Below are 20,616 nucleotides of genomic sequence, written 5' to 3'. Positions count from 1 at the left end.
CACATTATGGGTAGAGTCGTTGCTGCTGCGGTCTACAGCGCCGGTAAGAAAGTCACCAATATCACCCTCGACGAAGGCAGCACCTGGGCTGCCAAACCTGGTCATTTTGTATGGATCGGTCTCGAAGAGCCCAGCGCCCTGGAGCTGACCAACCTGCAGCGTCAATTCAACCTGCACGAATTGGCAATCGAAGACGCCATGGAGAAACACAGCCGTCCCAAGCTGGAGACCTTTGGCGATGCGCTGTTTATCGTCACGTATTCGCCGATACGCAAGGACGGCAAGCTGCAGTTCATCGAAACCCATATCTTTGCCGGCAAGGGCTACATCATCACGGCTCGCAACGGCCACTCCGCGTCCTACGCCCACGTCCGACAGCGCTGTGAGGCGCGTCCGCTTTTGCTGAAACACGGGGAAGATTTCGTCCTCTATGCCATCCTTGATTTCGTGATTGAAAACTACCAACCAATGGGTGAGGCCATCCACGCCGAAATCGATGAGCTGGAACACAATGTCATGTGCAGTTCCCTGAACGAACGGGATATCCAGAACCTGCACAGCTTGCGCCGCGACGTATTGCGCCTGCGCCGTTATGCGGCGCCAATGGTGGAGATCAGTGAAGAGTTGCAGCGACTGGACTTCCCCTTCATCGACAAGAACATGAGCCCGTACTTCCGCGACGTGCAGATTCATGTCACCCGGCAAATGGAAGACCTGACAACCCTGGCCGACATCGCCAGCCAGACCATCGAAGTCGGCGTGTTGCTCGAAGCGTCGCGCCAGAGCGTGGTGCAGCGCAAGTTTGCAGCTTGGGCGGCGATCCTGGCGTTTCCCACGGCTGTGGCCGGGATCTATGGGATGAACTTTCAGGACATGCCGGAGCTGAGTTGGCAATACGGCTATTTCGCGGTGCTAGGAGTTATTGCGGTGGGATGCTCGTCGCTGTGGTGGAGCTTCAAGCGCTCGGGATGGTTGTAGGCGAGCGTTCTTCGCTGGAATGTGTGCGAGATTCATCGCGAGCAAGCTCGCGATGACCTGGCACATCCAGCATCAGGCCAACTGATCCACCGCTATCGCGAGCAAGCTCGCTCCCACATGAGGGGTGATCGTTAGCCTTGGGTGGCTTCGGCCTGCGGCTTGTGCGCGACGAAACGCATCATCCACTCCGCCACCGTAGTGCCGTGGTGCTCGTGGGCAAGGCTCGCCACACCCTGGCTATAGATCTGCTCGCCGAGGTGCTGCTGGCGAATCTCCAGCAAGGCCCGGGAATAATCGTGGATGAACTCTGGGTGCCCCTGGAAGCACAGCACCTGGTCGTTGATGTGGTAGGCGGCGAACGGGCAGAAATCGCTGGAAGCGATGACCGTCGCGCTTTCGGGCAATTCGGTGACCTGGTCCTGATGGCTGATCAGCAAGGTCAATTCTTCCATCACCGGGCTCATCCAAGGCGCCTTGGCGGCGAGCTTGTAGCGATGGGTGCCGACGCCCCAGCCTTGGGTGGCGCGCTCGGTCTTACCGCCCAGCAACAACGCCAGCAGCTGGTGACCAAAGCACACACCGAGCAATTTATCGCCGCGCTGATAGCGCGCCAGCAGGTAGGTCTTGAGGGTTTGGATCCAAGGGTCGGTGCCGAAGGAATCAGCCTTGCTGCCGGTCACCAGATAAGCGTCGAACTGCTCGTCATCGCTGGGGTAATGCCCCTCCATCACGTTGTACACAACAAATTCGGCCGCAATGGGCTGCTGCGAAAACAGGCGCTGGAACATCTGCCCGTAACCCTGATATTGGTCGACCAGTTCCGGACGCAGGATATCGGTTTCCAGAATGCAGATGCGTAGCGACATAAAAAATACCTGACACGATGATGGGAATATTGCACACCCCAGAGCCTGCCCTGAAACACGGTCCCAAGGCAAGCCCCTTCCCGGATCTGTCAGAACAGTTCGTGGCGGGCGGCTTTCTCCAACAACAAGGCCGGCGGGGAGAAGCGCTCGCCGTATTGCTCGGCCAGATACTGGGCGCGACCGACAAAGTCTTGCAGGCCGTATTGGTTGATGAACTGCAGCGCACCGCCGGTCCAGGCAGCGAAGCCGATGCCGAAGATCGAGCCGATGTTGGCGTCGGCCGTCGAAGTCAGCACTCCCTCCTCTATGCATCGCACGGTTTCCAGGGCCTGGATGAACAGCAGGCGATCCCGGATATCCTGCGGGGAAATCTGCCCATCGGTTTTCTCGAAGCGGCTCTTCAGCTGTGGCCACAGGTACTTTTGCCCATTGGCCGGGTATTCATAAAAACCGGCACCGGCGGCCTTGCCCGGCCGCTTGTATTCGTTGAGCAGCAAGTCAATCACGGCGAATGCCGGGTGCTCAATCGGCATCTTCCCTTCTGCGTGCAGGTCCTTGGCGGTTTGCGCGCGGATATGGCTCATCAGGCTGAGGGAAACTTCGTCAGAGACCGCCAGAGGCCCGACCGGCATCCCGGCCTTGCGCGCTTCGGTCTCGATCATCGGCGCGCTCACGCCCTCGCCGAGCATGGCGATGCCCTCATTGGTAAAGGTGCCGAACACCCGCGATGTGAAGAAACCGCGACTGTCGTTGACCACAATCGGCGTCTTGTTGATCTGCAGGACAAAATCGAAACCCCGAGCCAAAGTCTCGTCACTGGTACGCGCCCCCTTGATGATCTCCACCAGGGGCATTTTTTCCACCGGGCTGAAGAAGTGCAGGCCGATGAACTTCGTCGGGTCCGGTACAGCCATGGCCAGGCCGGTGATGGGCAAGGTCGAAGTGTTGGAAGCGATCACCGCATCATCGCCCACCACCGCCTGGGCGGCGGCCGACACGCTGGCTTTCACGGCGCGATCTTCAAACACCGCTTCGATGACCAAGTCGCAGCCGGCCAAGTCTGCGTTGCTGTCGGTGGGGTGGATCCGCGCCAGCGTGGCTTCGCGCTGCTCGGCGGTGAGTTGGCCTCGGGCGATCTTTTTATCCAGCAACGCCGCCGAACGGGCCTTGCCCTTCTCGGCCGCCGCCAGATCGACATCCTTGAGTACCACCGCGATGCCGGCCACGGCGCTGACATAGGCGATACCCGCCCCCATCATGCCCGCGCCGAGCACGCCGACTTTTTTCGTCAGATAAGGCGCAAGACCCTGTGGGCGAGAACCACCGGCCTTGATCTCGTTGAGCTGGAACCAGAAGGTGCCAATCAGGTTCTTCGCCACCTGGCCGGTGGTCAGTTCAGTGAAGTAGCGGGTTTCGATCAGGTGCGCGGTGTCGAAATCAACCTGGGCGCCCTCCACCGCTGCGCAGAGGATTTTCTCCGGTGCTGGCAGGCAACCCTGGGTCTTGTTGCGCAGGATCGAAGGGGCGATTGCCAGCATTTGCGCAACTTTCGGATCAGACGGCGTGCCGCCCGGGAGTCGATAGCCCTTTGCATCCCAGGGTTGGATGACGCTGGGGTTGGCAAGAATCCAGGCCCGGGATTTGGCCAGCAGTTCATTACGATCCTTCGCCAGCTCATCGATCAAACCGGCCAGCAGCGCTTGTTGCGCATTGACCTTCTTGCCCTCGAGCAGATACGGCAAGGCCTTTTCCAAACCGAGCAGTCGCACCATCCGCACCACCCCACCACCACCCGGCAACAGGCCGAGCGTGACCTCCGGCAGGCCGAGCTGCACCGACGGCAGGTCCAGGGCCACACGATGATGGCAGGCCAGGCAGATTTCCCAACCACCGCCGAGGGCCGCGCCATTGATGGCCGCCACCACGGGTTTACCCAGGGTCTCCAAAGTACGCAGTTGGGCCTTGAGCAGCAGAACCATGTCGTAGAAAGCCTTGGCCTCGGGCTTGCCGACCTTGATCAATTCATTGAGATCACCACCCGCGAAGAAGGTGTGCTTGGCCGAGGTGATGATCACACCGGCAATCGAGTCCTTTTCAGCCTGCAAACGGGCGACACAGGCGGCCATGGCCTCACGGTACACCGCGTTCATGGTGTTGGCGCTCTGGCCCGGCATGTCCAGGGTCAGGACGACGATCCGGTCCTGGCCAGTTTCGTAACGGATGGCATCGGTCATGAAAAAGTATTCCTTGAAGTCGGGGCTCAGAGGCGTTCAATGACGGTGGCAATGCCCATGCCGCCGCCGACACACAGGGTCGCCAGGCCATAACGCAGGCGACGCACCTCCAATTCGTCGAGCAACGTACCGAGAATTGCGCACCCCGTGGCGCCCAAGGGATGCCCCATGGCGATGGAGCCACCGTTGACGTTGACCTTGGCAGGGTCGATGGCCATGTCCTTGATGAACTTGAGCACCACCGAGGCGAAGGCTTCATTGACTTCGAACAGGTCAATGTCCTCCACCCGCAACCCGGCCTTGGCCAGGGCCTTGCGGGTAGCCGGCGCCGGGCCGGTGAGCATGATGGTCGGGTCGGTACTGGTGACAGCGGTGGCGACGATCCGCGCCCGGGGTTGCAGGCCCATGGCGCGCCCCTTGGCTTCGGAACCGATCAACATCAGCGCTGCGCCATCGACGATGCCGGAACTGTTGCCCGGCGTGTGCACGTGATGAATTCGTTCGACATGGCTATAGACGCGCAACGCCGTGCCATCGAACCCCATCTGGCCCATGGCCTCGAAGCTTGGCTTGAGCTTGCCCAGGCCTTCGAGCGTGGAGTCGGCGCGGATGAACTCGTCGTGGTCCAGCAGCACGATGCCATTCTGGTCCCGCACGGCGACCAGGGATTTATTGAACGAACCGTCAGCCCGGGCACGCGCTGCTTTTTGCTGGGAATGCAGCGCATAACCGTCGACATCCTCACGGCTAAAGCCTTCCAGCGTGGCGATCAAGTCGGCGCCGATGCCCTGGGGAACGAAGTGACCGTGCAGGTTGGCTTGCGGGTCCAGCGCCCACGCGCCGCCATCGCTGCCCATGGGCACCCGGGACATGGATTCGACGCCGCCGGCCACCACCAGGTCTTCGAACCCGGAACGCACTTTCATCGCCGCCAGGTTCACCGCCTCCAGGCCCGAGGCGCAAAACCGATTGAGTTGCACGCCTGCCACGCTGACATCCCAATTGGCCACCAGCGCGGCGGTCTTGGCGATATCGGCCCCCTGCTCACCCACCGGGGTCACGCAACCGAGCACGATGTCATCGACCTGGCTGGTGTCCAGATCCATGCGCTGCTGCAAAGCGCTGAGCAGGCCACCCATCAGGTTCACCGGCTTGACGCTGTGCAAGGCGCCATCGGCCTTGCCCTTGCCGCGGGGCGTGCGTAATGCGTCGAAAATCAAAGCTTGGGTCATGACGTCCTCGAAACCACGGGGTAATGCGATGCCTTCAACCATAAGCCCAGCGGCGCCGGATTCAATGACCACAGTGCTCAATGGCGTTGACGGCCACGCTCAGACGAACGGTAGCGAGCTATCGGGTTAACCGATTCAGGAGGGCAAGCTGTCTAGCAAAAGGGCCGACAGGAAGGTGGCAATAGGCCTCATACCTTTTTTAGAGCAACCTGTACCAAGCTGATATGAATTGGATCTAAGCCAAGGCCGCTGCGGCCCCTAATGTAATCCTTGTACAAGAAGGTCGTCGGGTTTTGCCGAGGCGCTTGTCGAACAGGAAGTGCAACGCCAGCCGCCATGGATATGCAGGCTGGCTTTTAGGAAATAACAATAAAGGCGGGTCAGCCATGTTCAAACATTCGAAAGTTCGCCAAGCCGGACTCATTCTCTTTGCCACGACGCTGCTGTTGATTTTGCCGAATATCACCAAGGTGATTGGCTGAATCCTGCGCGAGGGCATCTGCATCATCCATTAGTTGTCGCCAAAAAATGTGACGGTCTCTGTTCGAGCCGCGATGGCTGTGCCAACCTTTGCGGCACCCCCTCGACATGGAAGGCGATCGACTTGAAAGCTCTTATTGTGTTCGGGGCGTTGCTGCTCAGCACGCCCCTTTATGCCGCTCAACTGGTGCTGGAGTTGGGCGCGGGTACGCGCACCTGGCAAACCGAAGAACTGCTCAAGCATCCGGACGTTCAAACGGTCCAGATAGCTGATGACGTTTCCTACAAGAAGCCGATGAGCTATCGAGCCGTGCCGCTGACGGCACTATTGACGGGCGTCCAAGCGAACGACCACCTGCAAGCCATTGCCCTGGACGGCTTCGCTGCCGAAATGCCTGCGGCGCCGTTACTCAACAAGAGCGGGGCCCGGGCCTGGCTGGCGATCGAGGACCCGGCCAAGCCCTGGCCGTCGCTGGGGGAAGGCAAACACAGTGCCGGGCCTTTCTACCTGGTCTGGACCGATCCGCAGGCTGGCCACATCAGCCCGGAGCAATGGCCCTACGCGGTGGCGACCATCAAGCGCCTGTCGGCGGTGGCCGAACGCTTCCCGGCCCTGCTGCCGGCGCCCAGCCTGGCCAAGGACGACCCGGTCAATAAAGGTTTCGAACTGTTCCAGAAAAACTGCCTGGCGTGCCACCGGCTCAATGGCGCAGGCGATGCACAGTTCGGCCCTGACCTGAACATTCCCTTCAACCCGACCGAATACTTCTCCGGGGATTTCCTCAAGCACTACATTCGCGACCCGCAAGCGCTGCGTCGCTGGCCCCAAGGCAAGATGCCCGGGTTCTCGGCTGCGGTGCTGCCGGATTCCGAGCTGGATTTGCTGGTGGGTTATTTGAAGCATATGGCGGGACGCAAGCAGCCATTGGCCCCGTGAGATTGCTTTTTTGTGGCGAGGGAGCTTGCTCCCGCTCGAGTGCGAAGCGCTCGCAAGCTTTTTAAGGGGCTGCTGCGCAGCCCAGCGGGAGCAAGCTCCCTCGCCACAAAAGCTCCCTCGTTGGAAGGTTATTGTTGTTGCACCGTGATCACCGGCGCCGGTGGCACGACCAGCTTGGCATGCATCTGCTCGCAACCGCCGCCGCGACGCATGCCACGTACCGGGCAGGCGTCCAGGTAATCCAGGCCCACGGCCAGCTTCAGGTGGCGCTCCGGACGGGCCAGCTGGTTGGTCACATCGAAGCTGTACCAGGCGTCGTCAAGCCAGGCCTCCGCCCAGGCATGGCTTGCCAGGTGTTCGCTCTCTTCGCTGAACAGATACCCCGAGACATACCGCGCCGGCACCCCCAGGCTACGGGCGCAGGCCAGGAAGGCGTGGGTGTGATCCTGGCACACCCCGCTACGACCGGCAAAAGCCTGGGCCGCACTGGTCTCCACCTCAGTGGTGCCTGGGGTGTAGATCATGTGCTGGTTCAGCCCGTGCATCAGGTCGATCAGCGCCGAGCGATCACGACGCTGCTGGCATTGCTGCGCGGCGAAGGCTCGAAGGGCTTCGTCCGCTTCCGTTAGCCGGGTGAAGCGCAGGAACGGCAGCGCCGATTGGCTCTCGTGCTCGGCTTCGCGCAACGGATCGATATCCACCTGTCCGCGGGCACCGATGATGATTGTTTCGTGGGGTTCGTCCAGGGTCAGTACGTGAAGGATATTGCCGAACGGGTCCAGCTGCGCACGCACCGGCCGGGGCAAATCCAGTTGCCAGCTCAGCACATGCTGGCGTTCGCTGTCGTGGGGCGTCAGGCGCAGGTACTGGATGCTGGCGCGCACCTGATCTTCATAGTGGTAGGCCGTTTCATGGCTGATCGAGAGTCTCATATGACCTCCAGGTAGGAACTGTGAATGGCATTGCCCAGTTCACGGACCAGTGGGATGAATTCGGTGAGCCAGGCATGCAGGCCCCCGTCGAGGATTTCATTGATGCCGGTGTAGCGCAGGCGTGCGTCCATTTCCGCCGCCAGCCGTTGTGCCTGCCGACCGTTGGTGCCCGGCAGGCTCGCGAGGATCTGGTTGATTTCTTCGGTGCAGGCGCGCAGCGAACGCGGCACATCGGCGCGCAACAGCAGCAACTCAGCCACATGGCGAGCGCCCGGGGCGTCACGGTAGATCTCGGTATAAGCCTCGAAGGACGACAAGGCTCGCAACAAGGCGCTCCATTGGTAATAGGCGTGGGCCGTGCCATCGCTGACCGTGTCGGCCTGGTCACCGGCCATTTCGTAGCGGGCGTCGAGCAAGCGCAGTGTGTTGTCGGCCCTTTCGATGAAGGTCCCCAGGCGAATGAAGCGGAACGCGTCGTTGCGCATGATGGTGCCGTAGGTAGCGCCGCGAAACAGGTGGGATCGCTCCTTGATCCACTCACAGAAACGGCTCATGCCGTAGCGATTCAAGCCTTGCTCGGCGATACCGCGAATTTCCAGCCAGGTGGCGTTGATGTTCTCCCACATGTCGGCGGTGATTCGCCCACGTACCGCGTGGGCACTGGCTCGCGCGGCGCCGAGGCAGCTGTAGATACTGGCCGGGTTGGCCGCTTCCAGGGCAAAGAAATGCAGCAGGCGCTCGGCGTGCAGATCGGCGTGTCGCTCCCGATAATCATCCAGCGTGCCGGTGATCAGCAAAGGCATGGCCAGCTCGTGCAAGCCATCGCCACGCCCGTCCTGGGGCATCAGTGACAACGAATAGCTGACGTCGAGCATCCGTGCGAGGTTTTCCGCGCGCTCCAGGTAGCGCGACATCCAGTACAGGTCCGAGGCGGTTCTACTCAGCATGGCAGCTCCTCAATCCTCGACTACCCAAGTATCCTTGGTCCCACCGCCCTGGGATGAATTCACCACCAGGGAACCTTCGCGCAGCGCCACCCGCGTCAGCCCACCAGGCACCACGCGGGTCTCGCGCCCCGACAGCACAAACGGCCGCAAGTCGATGTGGCGCGGGGCGATGCCGTTTTCGACAAAGGTCGGACAGGTCGAGAGCGACAGCGTCGGCTGAGCGATATAGGCGTGCGGCTTGGCCTTGATCCGCTCTCGGAAGGCATCGATCTGCGCCGTCGTCGCGGCCGGCCCCACCAGCATTCCGTAACCGCCGGAACCCTGGGTTTCCTTGACCACCAGGTCGGGAAGATTCGCCAGCACGTGGGAAAGTTCAGCAGGATTACGACATTGCCATGTAGGGACGTTCTTCAGAATCGGCTCCTCGTCCAGGTAAAAACGGATCATGTCGGTGACGAAGGGGTACACCGACTTGTCGTCCGCCACGCCCGTGCCGATGGCGTTGGCCAGCACCACGTTGCCGGAACGATAGGAGGACAACAGGCCCGGCACCCCGAGCATCGAGTCCGGGTTGAAGGCCAGCGGATCGAGGAACGCGTCGTCGAGGCGACGGTAGATCACATCCACCGCTTTCGGGCCGTCGGTGGTGCGCATGAACACTTTGTCATCACGCACGAACAGGTCGGCGCCCTCCACCAACTCCACGCCCATCTCTCGGGCCAGGAACGCGTGCTCGAAGAACGCGCTGTTGAAACGCCCCGGCGTGAGCACCACGACACTGGGATCGTCCAGCGGGCTGGCGCTTTTCAGGGTGTCTAGCAGCAGGTTCGGATAATGATCGATAGGGGCGATGCGCTGGGCGGCGAACAGTTCGGGGAACAGGCGCATCATCATCTTGCGGTCTTCGAGCATGTAGCTGACGCCGCTGGGCGTACGAAGATTGTCTTCGAGCACGTAGTACGTGCCGTCACCGTCGCGAACCAGATCGACACCACAAATGTGGGCATAGATGTCGCGGTGCAGATCAAGCCCCTGCATCGCCAGTTGGTACTGCTCGTTGACCAGCACCTGTTCGGCGGGAATGATGCCGGCACGGATGATCCGTTGTTCGTGGTAGAGGTCGGCCAGGAACATGTTCAGCGCCTTGACCCGCTGGATGCAGCCGCGTTCGACCACCCGCCATTCACTGGCCGGGATGCTGCGCGGAATAGTGTCGAAAGGGATCAGGCGCTCGGTCCCCTGCTCGTCCCCGTAGAGCGTAAACGTAATGCCAGCACGATGAAACAACAGGTCGGCTTCGCGCCTGCGTTGCGCCAGCAGCTCACCAGGCGTTTCAGCCAGCCAGCGGGCAAACGCCTGGTAATGCGGGCGGACCTGACCGTTGGCATCGTACATTTCATCAAAACCGCTGCGGATCATGCCGTACTCCTTGTCACCCTGGCAGCAAGGCTTCGCAAGCCCCGTGCCATCGGCATAAACGCTTTATGATCAACGGGTTGGATTCTCCTCTGACAGGCCGCGCACTTTTCTAGTGCAACAAATGCCCCCACCCCGCTGCCCCCGCTTCATTGCGACGCAGGGGCGTCGCTCTGCTGAGCATAGTCTCGGAAAAACGACGCGACTTGATCTGGATACAGTTAAGTACAAAACCTGGGGAAGTGATTGTGGTGTGTCAGCGAGTAATGATGTTGATCGTGCAGCCGCCATCGCGAGCAAGCTCGGCTCCGACAGAGACGCTCGATTAGCTCACAGACATGAAAACGGCCGACACAAAGGTCAGCCGTTGCTGTGGTTGCGGTGAGTGACTGTCAGGCCTGCAGGCGCCGGATCTCTTGCTTGACACCCCAGCCCTCGATCACACCACCCAAGGGTTCGACGACTGCCTCAAAGTCTTGCTCGAAGTCGCCAATGTCATCGTAAGTGGCGTACATCACCCGGCTCAGTTCCAACGACCAAGCCCCATCGTCCCGTGCACTGATCTGCGCGTTCAACGATTCTCCCCGAAAATGACCTGCCGCCCTGCGCGCCCGCTCCTCGTCCGGGAAAATGGCGTAGAACTCAATGGGATGGAATCGGGAAAAATCGAAACCGCCTTCTTTCATGCGGCGCAACACGCTGGTGCTGATGTCTTCTTGATAGGCTGTGCTCATGAAACGTCCTCCTGAAACCAATGGATAGACTTTCCGTCTTCCCGTGCGTGAAGCCCTCAGGCTGCAAGCAGTACGGCATCAAATGGCCGCCGGGACACAAGCATGTAGCTGACAAGACCGGACCTTGGCGATCCTTTCGCTGATCTCAATTGCAGAGTAGCCGCAAGTGGCAGCCGCTGCCAAGCGAGACCAGGCACCGTTTCATGAAATCGGTGTAATGCTGATGATTTCGATACTGTGCTGGGACTTGAGGTTCTTGACGGTGGGATCTTCAGTGCGACCTTCCAGGTCGTTGAGGTCCAGTTGGGCGGAAACGGGCAGCAATTTTTCGCGAATCAGTTGTGCAGCCTGCTCCATCGTAGGCTCCTGCTCGTAGTCGAACTGCTCGGCGATGGCTTCGCCATGATCATCCACGAAAGTGATTTCCCACTTTTGCATCGGTGTCTCCTTGATCAATTCAGGGCCTGGCTTACCTTTATCTCGACATTGAGGTCCGGACAATCGTTCCGCCGGGCGTCTGGACGGCCCCCATGAAAAGACCGCCTCTGGGGCGGTCTCCGGGTATGAAGCCGGGGCCGATCATTTTTCGGCGCGTTCCTTCAGGGCTTTCAAGGTGTTGAACGGTGCATCCACCACGAACTTGTTCGCCAGCCAGGACGGTACGTCACCCCCTGGTTCGGTGTGGACCTGGTAGGTCACTTCGATCTGGCCAGCACCCTTTGGCGTGAACTTCCAGAAGCCGTCGACCTGGGTCACTCGCACGAAACCTTGCTCTTCGGGCAGGTATTTCGGCACACCCTTGAGCTTGCGGGTCAGGCTGCCATCGGCGCCCTCCTCGGTGGTGACTTCCAGTACCGAGTCGCGGGACGTCACCGGCCATGGCGTGTTGAACTGAGTGTAGGTCCAGCTCTGATTGCCTTCGTGCTTGAGCAGTTTCTGGCTCTTGCATTCATGAATCCAGGCGCAGGCACCGGGAACGTCTTCCTGCAGGGTCCGAAGCTTGGCCATGGTGGTTTTCATCACCGTCACGCCGCGATAGGCCTTGTATTTGGAGCCCGCCACCTCACTGAGGGAAACCTTGATACCGTCTTTCTCCTTGGCAACCTGCCAGTCCTCTGCCTGAGCGGTGGCCGTTGCCAGCAACACGGTCAACCCACACAACACAGCCATACGATGCAGCGAACCCATAGTTCTTTTCCTTATTGTCCAAGTTCGTTCAGTTAGGATCCGTTCATTGACTCATTACGCTGCCGTGATTTGCTCCCACCAACCGATCAGCCGGATGGCCTCTTCACTGCTGCTGCCGCAAACCTCGATGTCGGCTTCGAACGCCGAGCACACCGCCGGACGCTCCGGCAGGCCGAAGATCCGGCACAGGTTATCGACCGACAATTGCACGCAACGTTCTCCCGCCGGCTTGCCTTGGGGCATGCCAGGGATAGGTGAGCTGATGGAAGGGGCGATGCAACAGGCGCCACAGCCTTCACGGCATTTCATGACGACAACATCCTCAGGACAGGTAATGGTTAGTAACAGAACACAGAGTAACGGCTAAAACACTCGTTTTAAATTACCGTCTGCGTGTTTTTTTGCCCACGGCGGGATGACCGAATGGTCAGCAACGAACTGCAGGCCTGTCGAAGGTTTATTGCTTGAATTCGAAATCCAGTGCTGCGCCTTCCACCTCATTGCGCTCCTGGTTGCGCAGTGGCAGCTGCATTTCATTGCTCAACAAACGGCCATTGAGCTGAAACGGCCCGGGTTTCTCGCCGAACATCGACGGCAAGAGGGGTTCACGCTTGAACTGCACCACCTTACCCGGTGGTTGCAGTTGATCGACCATCTCATGGGGCAAGCTCAAATCCAGCTTGGCCGGCGGCAATGGGGTCTTGGCGACCTCGTGGGCGGATTTGCTCTTGGAGGCGATGGGCGCGCGTTTTTTCTTCGCCGGTGCCACCTTCTTGGCGGAAGGTTTCTTGGCCGCCGTGGTTTTTTTCGGCGCATCCTTCGTGACACTGGCGGCCGGTTTTTCCTGCGCCGGCGCTGCCACGACTACGCCTCCCATGTGGAAGACGCTCAACAGGCCGATCAAAACCCAGGCAGCAGGAACAATGACTTTCATAGATACAACAGCATTGACGGCAGAGACCCCCATGCTCGCCTGATAATGAGGCGCTGACAAGCACATCGAGCTAAGCCACTGACGTCTAAAGAAATCCGTTGGCCGTCTCCTGGCACAATTGAGTGGCCAACAGCCCCAGGGTCATCAAGGCCCGCTCTGCCTCACGGTTCCAAGGGGTGCCGCAGTTCAAGCGAATGCAGTGGTTGAACTGCTCGGTGTTACTGAAAATCAGCCCTGGCGCGATGCTGATGCCTTGTTGCAACGCCCGCACATGCAACTCCTGGGTATTGACCCGCCCCGGCAGGCTGACCCACAGGATGAAGCCTCCAGTGGGACGGCTCATCTGCGTGCCTTCGGGGAAGTACTGCTGCACCGCCAGCTGAAAGGCACTGAGGTTCTTGCGGTACTCCTGCCGGATATAACGCAAGTGCCGGTCATAGCCGCCGTTTTCCAGGTACGCGGCAATGCCCATCTGCGTGACGCTGCACGCCGAATGCGTACTGAAGGTCTGGAGCCGCTGGATTTCCTGCTGGAATTTCCCCGCGATCATCCAACCGATGCGCACACCCGGCGACAACGTCTTGGAAAAACTCGAGCAGTAGATGACCCGGTCCAGCCGGTCGTAGGCCTTGAGGGCCTTGGTGCGCCCCTGCTCGAACATCAACTCGCCATAGATATCGTCCTCGACGATCTGGATGTCGAAGTCCGACGCCAGACGCAGCAGTTGCTTTTGTCGCTCCTCCGGCATGGTGCCGCCAAGAGGATTGCTCAGGCGCGTGGTCAGCACCAGCGCCTTGATCGACCATTGGTTGGCCGCCAACTGCAAGGCCTCCAGGCTCATACCGGTGACCGGGTCGCTGGGGATCTCGATGACCTTAAGGCCCAACAGATCCGCCAGTTGCAGCAAGCCGTAATAGGTCGGCGACTCAGCGGCGATCAAGTCCCCGGGCCGCGTCAGCACCCGCAAGGACATCTGCAACGCATCGACGCAGCCGTGGGTGATCACCACCTCGGAAGGGTCCACCACGACGCCGGCATCGCGCATGCGAATCGCCACTTGGCGGCGCAACGGCTCGAAACCCGGGCTGAACATGTAGCTGAACGCCCGCGGGCTGTGGAAGCGTGTGACCTTGGCCAATTGCTGATGCAGGGCCCGGACAGGCAGATAGTCGACGCTCGGGACCGCCGCGCCCAGGGGAAACACCCCTTCGCGGCGCGACTCGACCAATACTTGCTGAATGATGCTGCTGCGCGTCACCAGCCCCGGACGCTCGACCCGGGCAATGTCCGGCGTCGGTGCCGTCAGGGCCGGCGTCTGGTGCACGTAGTAGCCCGACTGCGGCCGCGCGCGGATCAGCCCCTGGTCTTCAAGGTTGGCGTAGGCCTGCAGCACCGTGGCATGGCTGACGTTGAGCTGCGAGCTCATCTTGCGCACCGAAGGCACGCGTTCACCGGGCTGATACACACCGCGCCGGATGTCTTCAGCCAGCTGTTGAGCAATACGTTGATAGAGCAGAAGGTTGGTCATGACGCAGCACTCGATTTCACGGGCATTTTATTCTTGTCGGAAACGATACCGGAACAGTTTAGAAGTGTACTGGGACAGTTGCCAGATTACTCGACAGTACAGTGGAGTGACAGCTCTAACTGTACTCATCGCGCATCGATTGCAGGGCCAAAAAAACCCGGCGCCTTCTACAGGGGCCGGGTTTTCCAGTGACGCAACCCTTAGCGGGCGGCGCCGAGCTGGCCTTTTTCGTCAGAGAACACAATTTCAACGCGACGGTTCTGTGCCCGGCCACGCTCGGTAGCGTTGACGTCCACCGGGTATTCATCACCGTAGCCTTCGACCTGGATGCGCTTTTCATCAACCCCAAGGTCCACCAGCACATCCGCGACCGCTTGCGCGCGATCGCGAGACAGCTTGAGGTTTTCCTGCTTGCCGCCCGTGCTGTCGGTGTACCCCTCGATACGCACCACGCGCTTGGGATTGAGCTGTAAGAACTGCACAATCTTGAGCACCACCCGGTTGGCCGAGTTCTTCAGTTCCGCTTCGCCGGTGTCGAACAGCACGTCGCCCAGGGTCATCACCAGGCCGCGATCGGTCTGGGTGGTCGCCATCGCCATGATCTGTTCTTCGAGCCATTTGCCCTGCTGCTGCACACTCAGCAACTTGGATTCGCGCAGGGCCAGTTGCAGGCGCTGGCGCTCCAGTTCGAGCTTCGCCGCGCGCTCTTCGTTGAGCACCTGATTGCTGTGCTCCCGGGCGATCGCACTGTAGCGCTGGCTCAGGTAGGCGTAATGCTGCACATCTTCGCCGCTGCCCCAGTAACTGGACAAACGATCGGCACGGGCCAGGGATTCGCCAGCGCGGATCACGTCCCGGGGCGCGGCACGCAATACGTTGGCGTCTTCCTTGACCTTCTGGAAATCGGTGCTGGCCTGGTCGAGCGCCGCTTCGCTGCGTTGGCCGGCGCAGCCATACAAGCTGGCCAGGCCGGCGAGTACCAGACCGCCCAATACGTGGGAGTGCTTCATTGGGCATCCTCCCTCAGCTGTTTGCGCAAGCGCTTGATGCGGGTGTCGAGCACGTTCAGTTGCTCCTGGCTCTTGAGGGTCAGCACCTTCGCTTCGGCCAGGCGGGCGTCGAGTTCGGCCTGTTCGGCCCGCATGCGCGCCTTCTTGTAGGATTCGTCGGCCATGTTGGATTTGGCGCGAGCGAATTTTTCTTCAGCCAGTTTCAATTCGGGCACTTCGTCGGCAGTAGCGCCAACGGCCCGCGCTTGCTCCAGTGCCTGTTCGGTCAGGCGGATCTGTTCATTCGGCGCCGGATCGGCTGCGCAGCCCGCCAGAGCCAGAACGGCCAGGGCAGCGAAAAGAGGTCGAATAGTCACTAATGTTCCCTACTGTTTTGGGGCACTGACAGGTGGCTGCAACTGTGTTTTCCAACGCTCGAGATTGCGCTGCAACACAGCCTCCGTCAGACCGGACGCGGCCAATTCTGTCATCTTTTGCGCCAGCTGTCCGCGTAACCATGGGTCATTGCAGGCGGAGTTATGGGAAACCGCGAGGAACAGCCCGGGTTTGTCCACCGGTTGCGGTGCGGCTTGCAGGTCGTTGGCCATCCCCAGTGTCTGCGCCATTGCCAGACCCGAGTAGCGTCCCGCCAGGACATATTCCACCTCGCCCAGCAGCAGTTTCTGAAAGGCCTGGGTCAGGTTGGGCGTGCGCACCAGGGACAATTTCTGCTCGGCAAAGACGCCAAATCCCTGGGTCATACGGACCTTTTCCGACAAGGCCCCGGGATGACCGTGAAGGTCCGCGGGCTGGTTGATGACCAGCGTCGAGTCCTTGCGGGTCCAGACCAGGTAATCGTTTTCGAGCAAGGGCGGATGAACGTAATCCAGCACTTCAAGCCCGGTAACGGTCAGTGGCGCGTCGGTGAGCAGGTCCATGCGTCCGCTGCGCACTTCGTCCAACGCCTGGGCGCGCTTGCCGGCATACAGCAGTTCGATCTTGATCCCCAGTTCTTGCGCGACGTGCGCCAGCAGGTCGGCACTGGCGCCAATCAAGTGCTTGGGGTCTTGAGGGTCCTGCCAGAGATAGGGCGGCGCATCCGGGCTACCGGTAGCGATCAGTCGTTCACATTTGCCGGCGGCGACAGACAGGCCTGGCACGAGCGCCAACGTCCACAGCAACGGCCAGCCGGCCAAACGACGCAGATCCATGGCAATACGCTCCTCTGAGGCAGAAATAAAAAGCCCGGCCAAAGGGCCGGGCTCTTTATAAGTGAAGACGCCGGATTAGACCAGCTTCTCCAGCTCAGGGATGGCTTCGAACAGGTCCGCCACCAGGCCATAGTCGGCTACCTGGAAGATCGGCGCCTCTTCGTCCTTGTTGATCGCAACAATCACTTTGGAGTCTTTCATGCCCGCCAGGTGCTGGATCGCGCCGGAGATACCGACGGCGATGTACAGCTGTGGCGCAACGATCTTGCCGGTCTGGCCGACCTGCATGTCGTTGGGCACGAAGCCTGCGTCGACCGCCGCGCGGGAAGCGCCGACCGCCGCGCCCAGCTTGTCGGCCAGGGCGTACAGGTGCTTGAAGTTATCGCCGTTCTGCATGCCACGGCCGCCGGAAACGACGATCTTGGCAGCGGTCAGTTCAGGACGGTCGGACTTGGCCAGTTCTTCGTTGACGAAGCTGGAGATGCCGGCGTCGTGGGCAGCGCCTAGCGCTTCAACGGCAGCCGAGCCACCTTCGGCGGCAACCGGGTCGAAACCGGTGGCGCGGACGGTGATGACCTTGACCGCAGCGGACGATTGCACGGTGGCAATGGCGTTGCCCGCGTAGATCGGACGCTTGAAGGTGTCGGCGCTTTCGACCGAGATGATCTCGGAGATCTGGTCGACGTCCAGTGCAGCAGCCACGCGCGGCAGGATGTTTTTGCCGTTGGACGTGGCGGCCGCCAGGATGTGGCTGTAGCCCTTGCCCAGCTCGGCTACCAGCGGCGCAACGTTTTCCGGCAGTTGGTGCGCGTAGGCGGCGTTGTCGGCCGACAGCACTTTGGCCACGCCCGCGATTTTCGCAGCAGCTTCAGCCACAGCGCCAGCACCCTGGCCAGCTACCAGCACGTGAATGTCGCCACCGATTTTAGCGGCAGCAGCAACAGTGTTCAGCGTGGCCGGAGCCAGCGCCTTGTTATCGTGTTCGGCGATTACGAGGATAGTCATGATCAGATCACCTTCGCTTCGTTTTTCAGTTTCTCGACCAGTTCAGCCACCGACTTGACCTTGATGCCCGCGCTGCGTGCAGCCGGCGCTTCGACCTTGAGGGTCTTGTTGGTGGAGGCGGTGGAAACGCCCAAAGCGTCAGGCGTCAGCACTTCAAGCGGCTTCTTCTTGGCTTTCATGATGTTTGGCAGGGACGCATAACGCGGCTCGTTCAAACGCAGGTCGGTGGTGACGATGGCCGGCAGTTTCAGGGAAACGGTTTGCGCGCCGCCGTCGATTTCGCGGGTCACGGCAACGCTGTCACCGCTGACTTCGACCTTGGACGCGAACGTGCCCTGACCGTAGCCGCTCAAAGCAGCGAGCATCTGGCCGGTCTGGTTGTTGTCGCTGTCGATGGCTTGTTTGCCGAGGATCACCAGCGATGGCTGTTCCTTGTCGACAACGGCCTTGAGCAGCTTGGCCACGGCCAGCGAGGTCAGGTCTTCGGCGGATTCGACGAGGATGGCGCGATCGGCACCCAGTGCCAGCGCGGTGCGCAGTTGTTCCTGGGCGGTGGTCGGGCCGATGGAGACGACGACGATCTCTGTCGCCACGCCTTTTTCCTTCAGGCGTACGGCTTCTTCTACGGCGATTTCGCAGAAAGGGTTCATCGACATCTTGACGTTGGCGAGGTCGACGCCGGAGTTGTCCGCCTTGACGCGAACCTTGACGTTATAGTCGACCACTCGTTTGACAGCTACAAGAACCTTCATGGATTCCTCGTTACTCTCCGGTGAAAAAAAGTCGCCTAGGCGAACCTGGCGGTTGATGCTCATGGGCGCAAGGGCACCTCTAAAAACGCCGGCATGAACCACACATGACCCAGCTCACGGGAGTGAAGACCATTCGTCAGTGATGACCGATGAGTCATTCATTATCGCGGCGTGTAAACTGCGCGTCGGAACCACGCAATGCGTCACTTTGTGCTGCCTTCGCCCTGTCTTTAGAGGTGCTCTTGAAACCAACAGTCAGCCTACGGCGAGCGCAAAACCGCCCGTATCTTGACCGGAACGCCTATTCCGGTCAATACGGCAAAATGGTCAGTCATAAGCCGTACGTCAGTGATTTATCTGGGCTGCGGCAATTTCAAACAAACGTTTGTATTGGACCCTGAGAGTGGTGTAGATATAATGCGCCGCTTAAGAGAGACACGCGTTTCATCCATTGTCGCTTTCGTCGCTTTTTGCGAAGGAAACAACGGATGCAACGCCAAACCTCCAATTAGAAAAAACTGTGAGCCTTGAGTAGGAGATAGCCCTGTGGAACGCGAATACATGGAATTCGACGTGGTCATCGTCGGTGCCGGCCCCGCTGGCCTGTCTGCCGCTTGCCGACTGAAACAGAAGGCCGCCGAAGCCGGTAAGGAAATCAGCGTCTGCGTGGTCGAAAAAGGCTCGGAAGTCGGTGCGCACATTCTCTCCGGCGCGGTGTTCGAACCCCGTGCCCTGAACGAACTGTTCCCGGACTGGAAAGAACTCGGCGCACCGCTGAATACGCCCGTCAAACGCGATGACATTTATGTCCTGAAAAACGCCGAGACCGCGAGCAAAATCCCTGACTTCTTCGTGCCCAAGACCATGCACAACGAAGGCAACTATATTATTTCCCTGGGCAACCTGTGCCGCTGGCTGGCCCAGCAAGCCGAGAACCTGGGCGTGGAAATCTACCCGGGCTTCGCCGCCCAGGAAGCGCTGTTCGACGAAAACGGTGTGGTGCGCGGGATCATCACCGGCGACCTGGGTGTCGACCGCGAAGGCAATCCGAAGGAAGGCCTCTACACCCCGGGCATGGAGCTGCGTGGCAAATACACGCTGTTCGCCGAAGGCTGCCGTGGTCACATCGGCAAGCAATTGATCAAGCGCTTCAACCTGGACAGCGAGGCCGACGCCCAGCACTACGGCATCGGCCTGAAGGAAATCTGGGAAATCGACCCGGCCAAGCATCAACCCGGCCTGGTGGTGCACACCGCCGGCTGGCCGCTGGACATCATGGGCACCGAGAACACCGGCGGCTCCTTCCTTTATCACCTGGAAAACAACCAGGTGGTGGTCGGCCTGATCGTCGACCTGTCCTACAGCAATGCCTACCTGTCCCCGTTCGACGAGTTCCAGCGCCTCAAGCATCACCCGGTACTCAAGCAGTACCTGGACGGCGGCAAGCGCGTCAGCTATGGCGCCCGCGCCATCTGCAAGGGTGGCCTGAATTCGCTGCCGAAAATGGTCTTCAAGGGCGGTGCGCTGATCGGTTGCGACCTCGGCACCCTGAACTTCGCCAAGATCAAGGGCAGCCACACCGCCATGAAATCCGGCATGCTCGCCGCCGAGGCGGTGGCTGATCGCCTGTTCGCCGAATCCGAAGGCGGTGATGAACTGACCGCCTACGTCGACAGCTTCAAGAACAGCTGGCTGTACGAAGAGCTGTTCGCCAGTCGCAACTTCGGCGCGGCGATCCACAAGTACGGCGCCATCATCGGTGGTGGCTTCAACTGGCTCGACCAGAACATCTTCGGCGGCAAGCTGCCGTTCACCCTGCATGACAACAAGCCGGACTACGCCTGCCTCAAGCTGGCGGCCGACAGCAAGAAGATCGACTACCCGAAACCGGACGGCAAGATCAGCTTCGACAAACTCAGCTCGGTGTTCATCTCCGGTACCAACCATGAAGAAGAACAGCCCTGCCACCTGAAGCTGACCGACCCGAGCATCCCGATCAGCAAGAACCTGCCGTTGTACGACGAACCGGCCCAGCGCTACTGCCCGGCCGGCGTGTACGAAGTGGTGACCAAGGAAGACGGCGAGAAGCGCTTCCAGATCAACGCCCAGAACTGCGTGCACTGCAAGACCTGTGACATCAAGGACCCTTCGCAGAACATCACTTGGGTGTCGCCGGAAGGCGCGGGCGGACCGACTTACCCGAACATGTAAGCCGACACGCTGAACATCGAGGCTCCCGCAATGGGGTAATGC

20 protein-coding genes are annotated in these 20,616 nt (G+C 60.3%); 3 read left to right on the top strand and 17 right to left on the bottom strand.

Features of this window, described 5'->3' with window-relative positions; genetic code table 11:
- The first annotated feature begins 6 nt into the window (after positions 1-6).
- On the top strand, positions 7-978 hold the full coding sequence (locus TK06_RS29890; RefSeq protein ID WP_063324951.1) for a magnesium and cobalt transport protein CorA: 972 nt from the start codon (positions 7-9) through the stop codon (positions 976-978).
- A 131-nt stretch (positions 979-1,109) separates the two neighbouring features.
- Here the strand turns inward: TK06_RS29890 and TK06_RS29885 are convergent, their stop codons facing one another.
- From TK06_RS29885 to TK06_RS29875, 3 genes are all read right to left on the bottom strand, one after another.
- Entirely contained in the window at positions 1,110-1,844 is a 735-nt protein-coding gene (locus tag TK06_RS29885; RefSeq protein ID WP_063324950.1) for an amidotransferase, read from the bottom strand.
- 89 nt (positions 1,845-1,933) lie between these two features.
- The gene (locus tag TK06_RS29880) at positions 1,934-4,078 is read right to left on the bottom strand and encodes a 3-hydroxyacyl-CoA dehydrogenase NAD-binding domain-containing protein (RefSeq protein WP_063324949.1); all 2,145 of its coding nucleotides are present in this window, start codon (positions 4,076-4,078) and stop codon (positions 1,934-1,936) included.
- 26 nt (positions 4,079-4,104) lie between these two features.
- A complete protein-coding gene (locus TK06_RS29875) occupies positions 4,105-5,310 on the bottom strand; it encodes an acetyl-CoA C-acetyltransferase (RefSeq protein WP_063325248.1) in 1,206 nt (401 codons plus the stop codon).
- 604 nt (positions 5,311-5,914) lie between these two features.
- Between TK06_RS29875 and TK06_RS29870 the strand changes: the two genes are divergently transcribed.
- A complete protein-coding gene (locus tag TK06_RS29870; protein ID WP_063324948.1) occupies positions 5,915-6,727 on the top strand; it encodes a c-type cytochrome in 813 nt (270 codons plus the stop codon).
- Between the two features lie 128 nt (positions 6,728-6,855).
- Here the strand turns inward: TK06_RS29870 and TK06_RS29865 are convergent, their stop codons facing one another.
- The 14 genes from TK06_RS29865 to TK06_RS29800 form a co-directional block, all read right to left on the bottom strand.
- Positions 6,856-7,659: a transglutaminase family protein gene (locus TK06_RS29865; RefSeq protein WP_063324947.1), complete on the bottom strand. Its 804-nt coding sequence runs from the start codon at positions 7,657-7,659 to the stop codon at positions 6,856-6,858.
- Positions 7,656-8,606: an alpha-E domain-containing protein gene (locus TK06_RS29860; protein ID WP_063324946.1), complete on the bottom strand. Its 951-nt coding sequence runs from the start codon at positions 8,604-8,606 to the stop codon at positions 7,656-7,658. The genes TK06_RS29865 and TK06_RS29860 overlap by 4 nt, the downstream gene beginning before the upstream one ends.
- A 9-nt stretch (positions 8,607-8,615) precedes the next feature.
- Positions 8,616-10,025 carry a circularly permuted type 2 ATP-grasp protein gene (locus TK06_RS29855; RefSeq protein WP_063324945.1) on the bottom strand — a complete coding sequence of 470 codons (1,410 nt, stop codon included), beginning with the start codon at positions 10,023-10,025 and terminating at the stop codon, positions 8,616-8,618.
- A gap of 389 nt (positions 10,026-10,414) precedes the next feature.
- Positions 10,415-10,756, bottom strand: coding sequence for a ribonuclease E inhibitor RraB (locus TK06_RS29850; protein ID WP_003179463.1), 342 nt, complete (start codon positions 10,754-10,756; stop codon positions 10,415-10,417).
- A 201-nt stretch (positions 10,757-10,957) separates the two neighbouring features.
- Entirely contained in the window at positions 10,958-11,194 is a 237-nt protein-coding gene (locus TK06_RS29845; RefSeq protein ID WP_057452053.1) for a hypothetical protein, read from the bottom strand.
- A gap of 141 nt (positions 11,195-11,335) precedes the next feature.
- Positions 11,336-11,944 carry an START domain-containing protein gene (locus TK06_RS29840; protein WP_063324944.1) on the bottom strand — a complete coding sequence of 203 codons (609 nt, stop codon included), beginning with the start codon at positions 11,942-11,944 and terminating at the stop codon, positions 11,336-11,338.
- A gap of 54 nt (positions 11,945-11,998) precedes the next feature.
- Positions 11,999-12,253, bottom strand: a complete 255-nt coding sequence (locus tag TK06_RS29835) for a YkgJ family cysteine cluster protein (protein ID WP_063324943.1) — start codon at positions 12,251-12,253, stop codon at positions 11,999-12,001.
- A 148-nt stretch (positions 12,254-12,401) separates the two neighbouring features.
- Entirely contained in the window at positions 12,402-12,878 is a 477-nt protein-coding gene (locus TK06_RS29830; protein WP_063324942.1) for a hypothetical protein, read from the bottom strand.
- 85 nt (positions 12,879-12,963) lie between these two features.
- On the bottom strand, positions 12,964-14,406 hold the full coding sequence (locus TK06_RS29825; protein ID WP_014339472.1) for a PLP-dependent aminotransferase family protein: 1,443 nt from the start codon (positions 14,404-14,406) through the stop codon (positions 12,964-12,966).
- A 200-nt stretch (positions 14,407-14,606) separates the two neighbouring features.
- Positions 14,607-15,416: an OmpA family protein gene (locus TK06_RS29820; protein ID WP_063324941.1), complete on the bottom strand. Its 810-nt coding sequence runs from the start codon at positions 15,414-15,416 to the stop codon at positions 14,607-14,609.
- On the bottom strand, positions 15,413-15,772 hold the full coding sequence (locus tag TK06_RS29815; protein WP_003204190.1) for a DUF4398 domain-containing protein: 360 nt from the start codon (positions 15,770-15,772) through the stop codon (positions 15,413-15,415). Before TK06_RS29815 ends, TK06_RS29820 begins: the two co-directional genes overlap by 4 nt.
- 9 nt (positions 15,773-15,781) lie before the next feature.
- Entirely contained in the window at positions 15,782-16,606 is an 825-nt protein-coding gene (locus TK06_RS29810; RefSeq protein ID WP_063324940.1) for a substrate-binding periplasmic protein, read from the bottom strand.
- A 75-nt stretch (positions 16,607-16,681) separates the two neighbouring features.
- Positions 16,682-17,611: an electron transfer flavoprotein subunit alpha/FixB family protein gene (locus TK06_RS29805; protein WP_063324939.1), complete on the bottom strand. Its 930-nt coding sequence runs from the start codon at positions 17,609-17,611 to the stop codon at positions 16,682-16,684.
- Positions 17,612-17,613: 2 nt separating this feature from the next.
- Entirely contained in the window at positions 17,614-18,363 is a 750-nt protein-coding gene (locus TK06_RS29800) for an electron transfer flavoprotein subunit beta/FixA family protein (RefSeq protein WP_014339477.1), read from the bottom strand.
- Between the two features lie 546 nt (positions 18,364-18,909).
- Between TK06_RS29800 and TK06_RS29795 the strand changes: the two genes are divergently transcribed.
- Positions 18,910-20,574: an electron transfer flavoprotein-ubiquinone oxidoreductase gene (locus TK06_RS29795; RefSeq protein WP_063324938.1), complete on the top strand. Its 1,665-nt coding sequence runs from the start codon at positions 18,910-18,912 to the stop codon at positions 20,572-20,574.
- Positions 20,575-20,616 lie beyond the last annotated feature (42 nt).

It is taken from the genome of Pseudomonas fluorescens, from assembly GCF_001623525.1.
GTDB lineage: Bacteria > Pseudomonadota > Gammaproteobacteria > Pseudomonadales > Pseudomonadaceae > Aquipseudomonas > Aquipseudomonas fluorescens_Q.
The sequence above is the reverse complement of the archived record's forward strand: the minus strand, read 5'-3'. Positions and strand labels throughout refer to the sequence as shown.